At 52.3% G+C, this 12988-nt stretch carries 12 protein-coding genes; 6 read left to right on the top strand and 6 right to left on the bottom strand.

The genetic code is table 11. The features are described 5' to 3' along the window. The first annotated feature begins 21 nt into the window (after positions 1–21). On the top strand, positions 22–678 hold the full coding sequence (locus QTO30_RS02065) for a DNA-methyltransferase (protein ID WP_340422182.1): 657 nt from the start codon (positions 22–24) through the stop codon (positions 676–678). Positions 679–877: 199 nt separating this feature from the next. Here the strand turns inward: QTO30_RS02065 and QTO30_RS02060 are convergent, their stop codons facing one another. The 3 genes from QTO30_RS02060 to QTO30_RS02050 form a co-directional block, all read right to left on the bottom strand. Continuing rightward, positions 878–2689 carry a hypothetical protein gene (locus QTO30_RS02060; RefSeq protein WP_340422181.1) on the bottom strand — a complete coding sequence of 604 codons (1812 nt, stop codon included), beginning with the start codon at positions 2687–2689 and terminating at the stop codon, positions 878–880. A gap of 163 nt (positions 2690–2852) precedes the next feature. Beyond that, the gene (locus QTO30_RS02055) at positions 2853–3275 is read right to left on the bottom strand and encodes a hypothetical protein (RefSeq protein WP_340422179.1); all 423 of its coding nucleotides are present in this window, start codon (positions 3273–3275) and stop codon (positions 2853–2855) included. After that, on the bottom strand, positions 3253–3804 hold the full coding sequence (locus tag QTO30_RS02050; protein ID WP_340422177.1) for a hypothetical protein: 552 nt from the start codon (positions 3802–3804) through the stop codon (positions 3253–3255). The genes QTO30_RS02055 and QTO30_RS02050 overlap by 23 nt, the downstream gene beginning before the upstream one ends. A gap of 225 nt (positions 3805–4029) precedes the next feature. Between QTO30_RS02050 and QTO30_RS02045 the strand changes: the two genes are divergently transcribed. Continuing rightward, entirely contained in the window at positions 4030–4395 is a 366-nt protein-coding gene (locus QTO30_RS02045) for a hypothetical protein (protein ID WP_340422176.1), read from the top strand. 20 nt (positions 4396–4415) lie between these two features. Here QTO30_RS02045 and QTO30_RS02040 read toward each other — a convergent pair whose 3' ends face one another. Then, positions 4416–6239, bottom strand: coding sequence for a caspase family protein (locus QTO30_RS02040; RefSeq protein WP_340422175.1), 1824 nt, complete (start codon positions 6237–6239; stop codon positions 4416–4418). 588 nt (positions 6240–6827) lie between these two features. On the opposite strand from QTO30_RS02040, the gene QTO30_RS02035 reads away from it, so the two are divergent. From QTO30_RS02035 to QTO30_RS02025, 3 genes are all read left to right on the top strand, one after another. Then, on the top strand, positions 6828–8450 hold the full coding sequence (locus QTO30_RS02035; protein ID WP_340422174.1) for a tyrosine-type recombinase/integrase: 1623 nt from the start codon (positions 6828–6830) through the stop codon (positions 8448–8450). Between the two features lie 234 nt (positions 8451–8684). Next, positions 8685–9068, top strand: coding sequence for a hypothetical protein (locus QTO30_RS02030; RefSeq protein WP_340422173.1), 384 nt, complete (start codon positions 8685–8687; stop codon positions 9066–9068). 869 nt (positions 9069–9937) lie between these two features. Beyond that, complete coding sequence (locus QTO30_RS02025) at positions 9938–10573, top strand: hypothetical protein (RefSeq protein ID WP_340422171.1); 636 nt, start codon at positions 9938–9940, stop codon at positions 10571–10573. 55 nt (positions 10574–10628) lie between these two features. Here QTO30_RS02025 and QTO30_RS02020 read toward each other — a convergent pair whose 3' ends face one another. Together QTO30_RS02020 and QTO30_RS22015 are read right to left on the bottom strand one after the other, a co-directional pair. Continuing rightward, positions 10629–10802, bottom strand: a complete 174-nt coding sequence (locus QTO30_RS02020; RefSeq protein WP_340422170.1) for a hypothetical protein — start codon at positions 10800–10802, stop codon at positions 10629–10631. Between the two features lie 439 nt (positions 10803–11241). After that, positions 11242–11634 carry a hypothetical protein gene (locus QTO30_RS22015; RefSeq protein WP_445327171.1) on the bottom strand — a complete coding sequence of 131 codons (393 nt, stop codon included), beginning with the start codon at positions 11632–11634 and terminating at the stop codon, positions 11242–11244. A 328-nt stretch (positions 11635–11962) separates the two neighbouring features. On the opposite strand from QTO30_RS22015, the gene QTO30_RS02010 reads away from it, so the two are divergent. Further along, positions 11963–12949 carry a GAF domain-containing protein gene (locus tag QTO30_RS02010; RefSeq protein WP_445327122.1) on the top strand — a complete coding sequence of 329 codons (987 nt, stop codon included), beginning with the start codon at positions 11963–11965 and terminating at the stop codon, positions 12947–12949. The last annotated feature ends 39 nt before the right edge of the window (positions 12950–12988 follow it).

Here is a 12988-nt window from a genome sequence, read left to right as displayed (position 1 = left end):
TTTAGTTCGAGGTATAGTTCCTTGGCCCACTCCGTTTCTTCCGGGAGTTCGCGTTCTACCCACAGACATGAACATGTTTTCCACCTTGCAAAACAAAACGATTACTACTTCGACGCAGATGCCATTCGCATCCCATCAAAGAAAGCACGACTTGCAAAAGGTGAAGTGGTCACCGCAACCGGCATATCGCCGCCAGCGTGTAAGGAACGGATCAAGTCGGCGGCTAGCCTAACGGAGACACAGAAGATGAACGCTGTTGATAATACGTTCGCCGAAATCAAAGCCGGTCGATTGTATGACTTTCGACTTATCCTCAAAGGAGGGAACCGTGTCACCCATTCTGACAACGAGACCATTTCAGCGAGGGCATCTCGGCTTCAGCGCGATGGATTCTATATTCTGAGATACAATCCAAAAGGCAGCATGCCAGGTGACGTTTGGCAGATCGCGCCTGATCGCTCTACGGGCAGGAGTGCACACTACGCGGCATTTCCGAAGAGTATTGCCGAAGTGCCGCTGAAGGCCACCTGCCCGACCGGCGGCATCGTTCTTGATCCATTTGTGGGCACCGGTACCACGCTAGTCGCTGCTCAGCGGCTTGGCCGACATGGCATCGGCATTGACCTTTCTGCTGAGTATTTGCAAATCGCTCGCGAAAGGCTCGGCCTGTTGTCCTGAAAGATCAACGTACTGAACTAGGCAACCAACGATAAAGCGTTGGAACCGAAACGCCGACTGCGGCGGCGGCATCCCTGAGCTAGATTAGGCAGGACCTTGTCGAAATGATCAGATATTTGCAGTCTGCCCTCTCCGGACATGTCACGGATAAAGCTGTCACCCGAAAGCCATCCAGAAGAAGATGTGGCCGCCAAGCTATCTAAAATTTCCTGCGTTCGGGCTGGATATTGTTGGGCGGGGGTCGACAGTCTGGCCAGTCAGGGTGGCTAAAATACGGGTCCAGAATATCCTCCTGCATACCATCAATGGAGACAAAGTCAGCATTTTCGTCCTCGATTATTTGTCTGATGTGTTGGTCCATTCGGTTGTTGGATATGTAGGCCCCGACGTGATCCATCTCATCAAAGAGAGTAACATTCTTCATTCCAGCCAACGCCTGTCTAACGTCCAAGTAATGTAGGAACTCACCTGCACCATTCAGCAGACGCCTGAGCACGAAGAGATCATCAATGGACATAGATATGAAGTTGTGTCGGTCGGCGATTGGCACCACGTCGTCCCGTTCCTTTACAGCCGCCGAGTACGGGGAAAAGGCTTCGACGGTCAGACCGATTGGATAAACTTTCCTCAGGTTTGCTTTTTTGACCCGTGCAATCTCAACGAACTTCCCGTCGTCTGTTTTGGCGTAAAGCGGTGCTTCTTCTGAAGCATGCACATAGTCAATGAAACGTTTTGCCTGGCGATAAGCCTTAACAACAAGTTCTTCAGTCTTGTTGATGTGAGAGTCCATATTGGACGATGGTGCCGCCAAAGACTCAGTGCCTGCTTTAGCTTCCAAGCAGATCAACACGTCGTCAATCAGAATTACTCCGTCGGTTTCAGCCCATTGCTTCTTACCAATCGGATAATAGACGTCGGTGAACACCTTAGCCGTCCCAAGACTATCCCCCATTAGTTGGGAAAAAGCAGCTTCTGACATCTCTTTCTGACGTTGGTTCCAGCTTTCTCGGTAGTCTGGTTTGCGACCAATAATTGCACGTTGAACTGCACGGTATAAGGAATCGCGAATAAAGTTCGGTTCGGTGCAGTAGTAGTTCCCTTCAATCCTTATCAGCGGCTTCACTCGCGCTGGTAAGGTCTGAAGAGGTGTACCAGCATAATCAGAGCCATCTAAGAACTTATCCTCAGAACCAGCTTCGAAACAGAGGTCATCTAACAAGTCTTGCGGGATATTGGTGTGCTTGCTGACGTTGAATACACCGCCAAACATCAAATCGTCGAATGCGCTGGTTGCACGTTTGCGATCTTCTTCTGTTATGTTGCCTTCACCTGCCGTGAACGCCGCCATGTCGATACCACTGGCACTGGCTTGATCAGATGTTTCCAGCATCAATTGCGTGATTTCATCTCTAGCCCGATCAATACCTTCTCTGATGGCTGTAACGGCTGCTTGAATTTCCTTCGAAAGTTTGGATGCCGAAACTCCATACAACTCTTGGATCACGTCATCATGAGGCTGGAGAACGTAGCTAAAGAACTCCTCTTCCATAACCTGATAACGTCGCCCTCTGATCAATACCCAGTTTGTAAGGATCGTCGATTGGAGTGAATGAAAGTTTGCAGTCTTATCCCCAAACTGTTTTGCCATTGATGCAAGGCCAAAGCGAAAGACGTGTGTTATGGCCTTTTCTGACAGTTCCAGAAGCTCCTTTAGAACTGTTTCATCTACTGGCAACGCAGTTTCAGGACCAGGTACACCTTCTGCTGCGTCCGTGGCATGAAGATATTCCATAGCGAACAACACATGCTTTTCGTCCGCAGACACGTTGGGAAGGCTGCCATCGCCGTCATCATCAAACTTGGAAATTAAGCTCATCAACATCATGGACCACAGGCCGCCGATAAGCTGTTGCGGGCTATGCTTCAGGATTTCCGAACGGATGTCATCACAGATGCGTCGCAGATCAGTCAATTCCTGATCTTGATCAAAGTCTGGTAGGTCTGTAGTCATCTCCTATTCTCACCAACCGTTTAAACGATCACAATGACGATGTTTCTCTTTCGGTGGTGACGAACTCCCGCAACCATCATCGTTGGAAACGCTAAGTAGCAATGTTTTTGAACCAATCAAAGATGCGGCACGTCAGTCTTGGGTCGTCCACACAATGACGAGTTCATTCCTCCTGCGGAACTGGCAGCGATCCGAGCAACCGCCTTAGCAGATCGTTGGCAGCATCAGCATCAATCTGCATTGAGGTCTCAAGGTAGTATCGGGACTCACGATCCAGCCGCTCCTTTTCGTCTGCATCAAGGTCGATTGGCACTTCAGCCGAACGTGTGGAGTTACCATCGTGCCGCTCAGGCATTGACGCATATCCCCTTGCGGCGCAGTGCCGTAGTATGGCCTCAGTCAGGAGAACCGACACGGCGCTTTGGCCATTGTCATTCACCAAATGTGCCGACGGATCACCAGCGAATGAGAGGCACTTCGCTTCTGTGAACGCTTCCAGCGGACTAACTTCTTGGGATGCAACAGGCGTCACCATCAGGCATGACATGCCGATAGCGATGGCCCTATGTTTGATCAAACGTGGCAACGATTGTCTCCAGTTGCGTCTTGTATAGGTCTTCCAGGATGCCTGTTGACCCGATGACCACCTGATTGAACTCCCACCGTCGTAAAAGCCCAAAGTCAGATAGTGTCACGAGGATTGAGCGGCACGACTCGAACGACATGATCTGTGTAAATATCCGTTGCAGACTTTGCTGGTCAAAGCGTGGTTCACCGCCGCTGGATTCGTGCATGACGTATCTGATTTGTGCATCGCTGAACTTTGCCCGGCGGACACGCTGTGCCGACAGGCCTCCGACGGTGTAACCATTGCGGCATGACTGCTCTAAGGTATCCATGTCGGCGTTGTGGCGCTCAAGGAAGCTAGCCAAACCATCGGGGATGGGTATCCCAGCGTATTTGAGCACGTAGAAGAACTCCGCGACCTGAGCGACACCTTCACTACGCAACACCCTGCGGTGATCGCGTTCGAGCATTGCAGCACCATCGACACCGATGTGCTTCGCAGCATGCGCCTCGACTGATGTGAAGAACTGCGCCTTTGCAGAGCGCATCGCCGCCAAACATCGCAATTCTCTCATCGCCAACCCGCTGCCTCGTTTGGTTTTCAGAATGCTTACCAAGATTTGGTAAGCCCTCCAAGCTTTATGCGGACGCCCGTTCGATTGGAGTTGGTCCAAGCCGTAGGTCCCTCAGAAGTGTTCACAGAGCGAGATGGCAGGTGGCCATCACGACAGAACCCAACGGGACAGATGATCCCACTCATAAGGAACAGACCAATGATGAACACAACGACATTTTCTGCAATTGCCCTGATCGCCACTGCAACCATCGCCTTCGCTGATGGCAGCACCGCATCCGACTATGCTGACAGCCGCGTCATCGAATTTTGCGGGGCTGATCATGTCAACGAAATGCAGGCCGAGGACGACGTTCGTGCAAATCCGGATGGTTACTTTGTGGTCAGCTTGCAAGAGCAAGTTTCGTTGGGCGATCCACGGATTATTCTGACGACTGCTGATACACCATATCTGTGCACACGCTCCGCCGCGACGCCTGACATGGACCAAACCAACGCGCTTCAGAATGCGGACACCCGTGTTGTAAGCTGGTTATTCGTTCCAGCACGTCCCAACGGCAACTGAGCCAAAACGAGACTGGCGTACTATCGCGCTCTATAGGCCAGTACCTTGCAACGCTCCCAATTGACGCCTCCGAGCACATCGGGGGCGTCAGACGGTGTAAAAGAAAACGATTGCCGTGCGCCGTTCGTTGTAACGTGGACAACGCTGAATGACTGGCTACTCAGGACACCGCCGATAGCCCGATCAAAGACACCTCCCCAAGCGAGACTACCAGAGTAGGTGGTGCCGCCGTCGTGGTTCAACCGAATGCGTATGGACCTCTCGGAGCCTACTTCACCGGGGCAGTCTGAGATATCGACACGCCACGTGCCTTCCAAAAGCACAGGTGCTTCTCTTGCCCGATTGATCACGGAACAGACACCTGAAGGGATGCTGCGCAAACTGGCCAAGGTTTCCAAAGCATCAAGTGGCTGTTCAGGCTCTAGGTTCACCACGGACCTAAGCAGATCAAAGGCACCCCGCGTTTGCGACCCAACCACACCGTCTGGTTGGCCCGCACCACAGCTTAGCCTGTTCAGTTCTTCCTGTACGGCCCGGACCACCAAGGCCGTCGGTGTATCCGCATCAGAGAACTCTACGAGCGATATCCGTCGCAACTCGTATAGCTGTGCAATGCACTCGCGATCTGCATCGCAGGCATCTCGATCCATTTTCCAATTGTGATCTTCGACCAACGCACGACCTCGATCCGCTCCGGTCCGGGTGGAGTCCAAACGCCGTTGCAAGAGTTCGGCCAGTTCGGCATCGAGTGACAGTAAATCAGGATCGCCGCATATGACGGTTTGGGTCGTATTGGAGGGATTAGTGCACCAGTCCGGTAGGACAACTGGTTCTTGATTGAGGTCATCATCAGACATCAACCGCCGTGACAATGCCCTTGCAAGCGTGGCGTAAGGTGTGTCTGGATAGGCTTCGGCAAAAGCCTCAAGCGCATCGGGGGACCGACTGGTTTCAAAATCCTTCCAAGCCTCAGCGGCTTGCTCAATCCGCGTTGGTTCTGGCTTGCCAGCGTTTGGAACTGTTAGACCCGCAAGATAAATCTCACGTGAGATATCGTTCGTCACGGTTGGGCTTTGCCGCCCATTAGTCAGCACCCGTACGTCGGCGATCACCCGTTTGGTGAGCGTAAGAACCTCAACACCCGGTGTTGGAAGGTGACGCGCAAGGGCAAGTGAAAACGGTGAGTTTGCACCGACACCATCATAAGCTACCTCGCCGGGGGAGGCCGCGAAGAATTGCATCGTACCTGATTGGTTCGATGTGATTGGCGCAAGACCCTGCTTCTCCACCGAACGGGTCTGTGGGAAATTCTCGGCATAAAAGCGCGTCGCTATTGGATTGTCGCGACACGCGTCAATAAAGATCAGCACTGAGTCTGAAACACGGCTTAGTGCAACCGAAACCTGCTCCAACGAGATGCTTTCCGCCATGACATCAAACTCGGACGCAAGTGACGCATCGGTTGCGAGAAGGTAATTCTCTCCGTCAAACTGCATACCATGACCGGCGAAGTAGAAGACTACTTCATCTGCACCATCACTTGCAGAGAGAAACTCCGATAACGCGCGACCAAACTCAGAGCGCCCAAGGTCTATATGCGTAGTGACCTCAAACCCGACCGATGCCAAAGACGCTGAGATTAAACGAGCATCGTTGACAGGATTGTCCAACGCGGCAGCGTTTTCATAGTTGCTGTTGCCTACAATGAAAGCATACCGACCATCGGCGATTGCAGCGGTGGCCACGTTTGTGGCAATGATAACAAGCACCGTATGGAGGAAGGCAGACAAAACAGCAGAAAGGCTGCTGTTTGCATTCGCTCCACACCGCTTCTTTGACTGCATGCTAGGTTACTCTTGTTCGAGGTTGCGCGTTGCCCAATCGTAGCATCTACCGCAGGGGAGCAGCAAATCTCACGTGCGGTAAGCAAAGTCTCATCATCGCGGATGATTGATCCATGTGATGTGGACGCCTAACCTCAAGGGTGTCACGCAGGCATCGTCGCAAACTGTGAGTCATGATGTGTGATGTCAGCATCATTTGTGACCCGTAAATATCTGAGAATAATGGAAAAGATGTAGGCCATCAGATAATCCAGTATTAGCCTCCATCTACCGTACGGCCAAAATGACACGCATTCGCTTTCGGCAGTGGCGAACTCTTGAAAGCATCGAACCTGTCGGTTGGCGTTATCCATTCTGCGGTGGACACAATTATACCATTTCTGGACACAATGGTGACCTTACCATCTTTCACTAAGTAGTCTAAGCATCTGCTAAATAATAATTAAACTCCAGGTGTCATGTCGTGAGCAAGCCGATTCCAGGGTCGCCCACCATTCACTCCATATAATTGATTTTTATAAATTTTCTCTCTACTATGGGCAGAGAGAACCCCAATTTTCGATACAATCAAGCCGATTTTCGATACAAATGTCCGGTGAGAAGAAGGTAAAATACCTAAAGATCGACCGTGGACGGTACTACTACCAGCGCCGTGTACCAGACCAGTTTCGGGAGTTGCTGGGGATATCTAAATGGCAAATGCCGTGTGGAGATGTCAGCTACGCCAAGGCTGTTCAGCTTGTCGTCAACTGGGCTGAAGAACATGACGACTTGCTGGCCAAGCTCAAGACACCTGAAGGCTACGATTCTGTTGAAGCAGAGGTGCTGCGGTCGAAGGATATGGCATACCAGATTCTGGTAGAGCAAACTGGTGGATCACCTGTATATCTGGTCGGTGACGAGCTTGTCTCGCATGACGACCTGTCAAAGCCTTGGATGAAAGCTCTCGAAGAAGTTGCCAAACTCGATGAATACCACTCACAACCTAAGGCCCCAGAGCACGAGGTACTGCAATTACGTGCTCAAATAGATCGCGCAAAGCATGGTGGTCCCAAGCTGGGCAGGATCAAACTCACACCCTACCCAGAGTTCATCGAACTGGCTAAGGCACACGCATCAGATGTTGGTTTAGTTGAGTTCGAGTTCACGCCTCAATCACCGAGGCCAATGTCTGATGAACGCTATCTCGACGAGCTACAGAGAGTTTTCCAGCGGTACTTTGGCACCAACCCATCCGCACCGTCTGATCCAGATGATCGCGATGAGTATATCTTTGCAAAGCATCGTATCGAACGAAAGATTTCAAGCGTCCTACCCGACAAGAACAGCATCTCAGCCGTCCTTGAGAAGTACTGCAAGTTCAACTCCATTCGAATTGGAACGCGATCAAAGTATGTTCGTGAGGTTGCCAGGCTCATTGCGATCACAGGCGATGTCCCTTTGGCACATGTCCGCACTGAGGACTTGAAACAGTTGAGGGATGATTTGATCGGGACAATTCAAGCCGCCTCCATCCAAGCAGTCTTCACACCGATTAAGGGTATTTTTGCGTTCGCCTTTGACGAAGACATTATTCCAGTGAACCCAATGCTTGGGGTCAAACTCCCCAAAGACAAACGACCAATTGAAGAGCGGAAGTGGAAACCGTTCGACCCGCTTGAGTTCACAAGGATCATGAAGGCTGCGGATGACCTATGGTCGTCACCCGTGCAAGGATTGTCTGATCCGCGTCGTGACGCCATACACATGGTTGTACGGGTGCTGGCTTTCTCAGGTATGCGTCCAATCGAAGTCATCAGGCTGAGACCCGACGATGTTACAGATGATTGGATAAGCATCACTGGCAGCAAAACCGAAAGCTCCACCAGGGTCGTCCCTCTTCATCCTGAGATATCCGACTTTCCAAATTGGATTGCATCGGGTGGATTGGACACGTTTCAATCAATCAAAACGGATCAAGTCGGCTCAGTACGTCATAACTTTGGCCGTCTACTCAGGGACAAAATGCAAAACCCGATCACAGACCCTCAGAAAGCACTGTATTCATTTAGGTCCACGTTTGCGAGCGCGATGCGACGTGCGGGTGCCGATATTCAAGTTCAACGTGCAATACTAGGCCACAAAGAAGCCGGTGCAATCCGTCACTACTATGATGGACCAGAGTTCGATGTGAAGCGAAAGTGGGTACTTGCGACTGACCCAAGAAGATAACTAATTCCTGAATATTTCTTGGACCATCCCATCGTAACGGGAAGGGTCAAATGTACTGCCCGGAGCATCCAGCACACGGGATGTTTCCAGCCTAAGCACCTCAACTACCGCAGTGCGTAGCGCCTTAGGGTTGGTGCCGGTTCCAAGACCGGACAGCCGCGAACCTGAAAACGTGGCCTGATCCCGCACTCGCAACCCCAAATACAGGGACCACAAACAGAGGGAACCACAACCATGCTCTTTTCATTCCATACATCAGACCTCGCATCCGCAGATGACGGTACACCGATGCCACGGGTGTTGCCCTATCCGCTGTCCTCAACTGCAATTTACCTCAGACCTGATCAAATGCCGGAAGCATGGTCAGAGGCCATCAGAGAGGCTGGTGGAGACCCTCGCATCAAACGTGGCAGGTGGGTGGTCGAAATCCGCGATGAGCGCGTCCCAGCCGCCCCTGTGGCCTTCTGCGTCGTTGCCTTTGACGATGGTAAGCCCGTCACCGAAGCCTTCCAGATCATGCCGTCCTATCGCCCCATGAACCTGGCACAATACCTACACTCTTTGGGTCACAGGCTTTGGGGCATTTGTGAAAGCTACGACACCAACCCTGTTGATTGAAAGCACAGGTCAGTCAAAGTCATTCTCGGCGGTTTCCTTCATGAAACGGGCTTGATTTTCAGCACCTTTGTTTGACATTCCCTATTGCCGGTCCGGGAATATGACTTGTCACCATATTGCTCTGCTATGTGTTGTGTCGTCAGCGTTGAGCCTTCTTCTGCCGGAAGCTCGCCATCAAGGCCAGAGTCCATATGGTCACTCCAACCCAAACTGCTAAAACATGGTAAAATAGTATGCGGCCTCTTAATCGCTCAAGTCGGTAAAAATCTTCGCAGTACTCCTGGCCATTCGGACAGACCGTAAAGTCAGAAAGCCCGGCTTGTCTGAGGTATATTTCGCCGATAATGAACGGCAGAGATACCACCGCTATCTGTATAGCCACAACAGACGCAAAACGCCAAAGACCTAAGCCGGATGTCGTGACTTGACGCACGACGCACCAAATCGCTAAAGCGACCCAGATCAGTGGTGCGAGCACGAGCAAAAAGACCAACGTCAAGAAGCCCACCTTGCAGCATGGGATTTTCTTTGAAAGAGAGCGATGTCACTCAAGCGTCTGAAGACGAAGCACTGTATTTGTTTGTCCAAGGCCCGGCCCCCAAATTAATCCAGCCCGACGACCCCAGCTAATGCGAACATATCCGTCTTTCGGTAGCACATCAGACTCCGACTAGACTTTTGCCGTTGGCCAGCTTGATGAGTCAAAGCTTGCGGGCTTTGCCGATCTGGTGTCAATGGTGGGGCACGAAAATGAGACGGTCAAACAGGGAAGTGTGGGTGGACCGTTCTACATTCGAATTGATAGCACAAGGGTGTAAGTCTAAACTCTTTATGTGCGACCATCGGTTTGGAACTGTTAGGAACTCGACATGTTTGAGCCAGTGGTGGACGTATTACGATTTCTGTTGGACAACCCAATCATCGCGGTGGTGGTCATCAGTGTTGTGGTGATTTCAAATTGGTTACAGGTACATTTTCTGGCACATTTTCTGCATCGTGCCGCTGAAAAGAACGCGGAAGCAAAAAGATCGGGCTGGACCACCCCTGCTGGTAGGTCTGAGCGGCGACATTATACGGGGATAGGTACCCAGGCCATACTCGTCATGCGCCGACCCCGCCACTATATATATGTCGCCGTCTGGACGCTGATCCTTTTCGGAGGTTGTGCGGCATACTATTGGCAAGTCGTGTTAGCTGAACCAAGTGGGCAGACTACGAAGAATTGGCTCATTTTCGTTATCAGCCTGGTCTTCTCTACTTTGGCTGTAGCTCTGTTTGCCGCCGCATGCACAAGTGTTCATGTCTCAGTTGATGACATTGTTCTGCGGCGTCTTTTTCGTCGTCCTGAGCGATTTTCATTGAAAGAGATTTCACGTGTTGAACCAGTCGGCAAAGACCCCGCAACGGGAGTGAGGCTCATCCTCTTTGACGGAAGGTCTGTCAAATTGCTGGCGGGTTGTGTGACGGGTTTCTTGCATGGTTCAGGTCTCAGGTTGTTACCCTGATATTTAGGCCATCAAGTCAGTCAGATCGAACGTGGCGACCGTAAGAGGCGCGTTCTCACCCTCCGACAGTAAATACACCGTCAGCCTGGTTCAGCATGTCAGACCAGAACGCATGTTCTGTGTCCTTCTGATGGCCTGTCTGACACGACAAACTCAGCAGCTTGATCGCTGATACCCCGATCAGTCCCGACAGTCTGATCTGGATGTCCGCGATCACGTCCAGGACCATGAAGAACAGCAATCAGACGCGGCGTATCAATCGAGATACCATCGAACACCAAAGACTAACGTCAAAAAATGGACGCCTTCAGCGGGCATTGGCGAAAAGCATCTTCTCTGACCGATACATATCGTTGGTCATGAGCAATCCTGAAGACCTTTAAGGATGCCGTACCTGTGCCGGGAGGTTGAAGCCACGAAGCGCGTTCTCAAGGCCCTCAAGAAGCGACTGCATATCCCTGAGTTCGAAACACTATACGACAAGATCAACCTCACTGACGGAGCCTCTGAGCCATCCTCCCCGCTCTGCGCAATTGCCAGACACCTACAGGCTCGGGCGATGCTTCTGGACCTCGAAAGCCTGTTCTTTGCGGACTGCATCGGGGAGTGGACCATGGAAACCACTGTTCACGGCATCGCGCAATGGCTGGACGAACTGCCTGATGTCGTCAGCGAAGCCAATGCATCCTTCGCCCACATTCAGAAGGAGATGCAACGCATAGGAGCCGGTTACGTCGAGGTCGGTGCCTTCGAGCCCGATCTACGGTCCGTTGAAGAGTACGATGACAGAGCGGCCTTGCAGCGGCTATGCGAGGACCTTGGTTGGGAGTTCCCTGAAACAGGTGGCTACGTTGTCTGTTGGTCAAGATCACCTTATAGCGATCACCGGGGTCACCAGAAAGCGCATCGCCTTGATGTACTGGACTGACACCGTCCCCGACTCCATGCAGATACAGGTTCATTGCGCTCAATCGAACGACCTCATCGACAATGTCCACGCCAGTGAAAGTCTCTTCGCGCAGCTTCCGTAGTTTGTCGCGGTCTTGGCTCTGCCCCTTCATGTGATCGTAAGCGGACAGAAGGAAGCCGCCAGTAACCATCAAGATTCCGGGGTCGCCCACCATAACGCTATTGCGCTGATTATCCTATCCCTAGGCCATTTTTGAGGCCCCGTAACTGACCATTGATTGTGCCGGTCAAACCATGCGTCACATCAGGCTGCCCCGCAGCGCTGGAGCGGCAGGCAAAGGCCCGCTGAAGTGCGCCTTACTGTCTTGCATGTTCCCGCCGCTTCTTTTCTTCAGCGTCCCAGATCAGGATGCACACCACCCATCTGAGTAAAACGACGGACCCAGCGCTGGAAAATTTGCGCTGCGAGACAATCATTGTATGGTAACAATATCTACGGGGGGTATCTGTCTAATCGCATCATTCAGTTCGCATATCGACAAGGTCGCACAAACCGTCGACTCCCGTGCCGCTGCTGCGCGATCATGGCTGGCCGCATCCTGGCGCCGCTCAATGATCAACCACGGGCTTGATCCGGCCGAACAGCGCGCGGCGGAATACCTGCCTGATGAAAGTATTGCCCAACGCAGGCAGGCGCTTGGACGCGTTGCGGCCGTTGCCCAGCCCAAACTTGACCAACTCTTCGCGCTGGTGGGAAGTTCGGGTTGTGGCGTTGTACTAACCGACAATCAAGGCATCGTCATTGACCACCGTATCACGGACGCAGACATGCCAACCTTCAGAAATTGGGGGCTTGACGCTGGTGCCGACTGGAGCGAAGCAACCCAAGGGACCAACGGGATCGGCACCTGTTTGACAGAACGCCGCGAGGTTGTGATCCACCGCGATCAGCATTTTATGGCCAGCAATATCGCCATGAGCTGCATCGACGCGCCGGTCTATGGCGCAGAGGGAGATATCGTCGCAGCATTGGATGTGTCGTCAGCAAGGGCAGACCAGACCGAAACGATGAATGGTATGATCGCGGCATTGGTGCGTCAGACAGCGCGCAGCATCGAGGCAGACAACTTTCAAGACAAATTCAGTTCCGCACGCGTGATCATGGTGAACGACGCCACCGACGGGGTCTCGCTCTTGGCGACGGATTCAGATGATATTGTGATTGGGGCGACCCGTGCCGCACGGCGCGCGTTTGATTTACAATCCGAGGGCAGCCTCAAGCCTGTGCCGCTTGGAGACCTGATCGGACGGGATAACAAATCCAAAGGATTTGAACGCGCACAGCGTGCGGCGGTGATACGGGCTTTGATTCGCGCTAACCAGAACGTCAGCCTTGCAGCAAGAGAACTTGGGGTGTCCCGAGCAACCCTTTACCGCCGTATGAAAGGCCTTGGTATCAACAGCTAAGGCACGCTTGTCTCAGTTCTGAGACAGGCGCGGGCTGCA

Origin of the sequence: Yoonia sp. GPGPB17 (genome assembly GCF_037892195.1) — a bacterium.
In the GTDB taxonomy this organism is placed as follows: Bacteria; Pseudomonadota; Alphaproteobacteria; order Rhodobacterales; family Rhodobacteraceae; genus Yoonia.
The sequence above is the reverse complement of the archived record's forward strand: the minus strand, read 5'-3'. Positions and strand labels throughout refer to the sequence as shown.

Excerpts from the sequence above, each read along its gene's own strand:
- QTO30_RS02060 (WP_340422181.1), bottom strand. The coding sequence starts at position 2,689 with ATGACTACAGACCTACCAGACTTTGATCAAGATCAGGAATTGACTGAT.
- QTO30_RS02050 (WP_340422177.1), bottom strand. The coding sequence starts at position 3,804 with ATGCGCTCTGCAAAGGCGCAGTTCTTCACATCAGTCGAGGCGCATGCT.
- QTO30_RS02045 (WP_340422176.1), top strand. The coding sequence starts at position 4,030 with ATGATGAACACAACGACATTTTCTGCAATTGCCCTGATCGCCACTGCA.
- QTO30_RS02040 (WP_340422175.1), bottom strand. The coding sequence starts at position 6,239 with ATGCAGTCAAAGAAGCGGTGTGGAGCGAATGCAAACAGCAGCCTTTCT.
- QTO30_RS02035 (WP_340422174.1), top strand. The coding sequence starts at position 6,828 with ATGTCCGGTGAGAAGAAGGTAAAATACCTAAAGATCGACCGTGGACGG.
- QTO30_RS02030 (WP_340422173.1), top strand. The coding sequence starts at position 8,685 with ATGCTCTTTTCATTCCATACATCAGACCTCGCATCCGCAGATGACGGT.
- QTO30_RS02025 (WP_340422171.1), top strand. The coding sequence starts at position 9,938 with ATGTTTGAGCCAGTGGTGGACGTATTACGATTTCTGTTGGACAACCCA.
- QTO30_RS02020 (WP_340422170.1), bottom strand. The coding sequence starts at position 10,802 with ATGGTCCTGGACGTGATCGCGGACATCCAGATCAGACTGTCGGGACTG.
- QTO30_RS22015 (WP_445327171.1), bottom strand. The coding sequence starts at position 11,634 with ATGAAGGGGCAGAGCCAAGACCGCGACAAACTACGGAAGCTGCGCGAA.
- QTO30_RS02010 (WP_445327122.1), top strand. The coding sequence starts at position 11,963 with ATGGTAACAATATCTACGGGGGGTATCTGTCTAATCGCATCATTCAGT.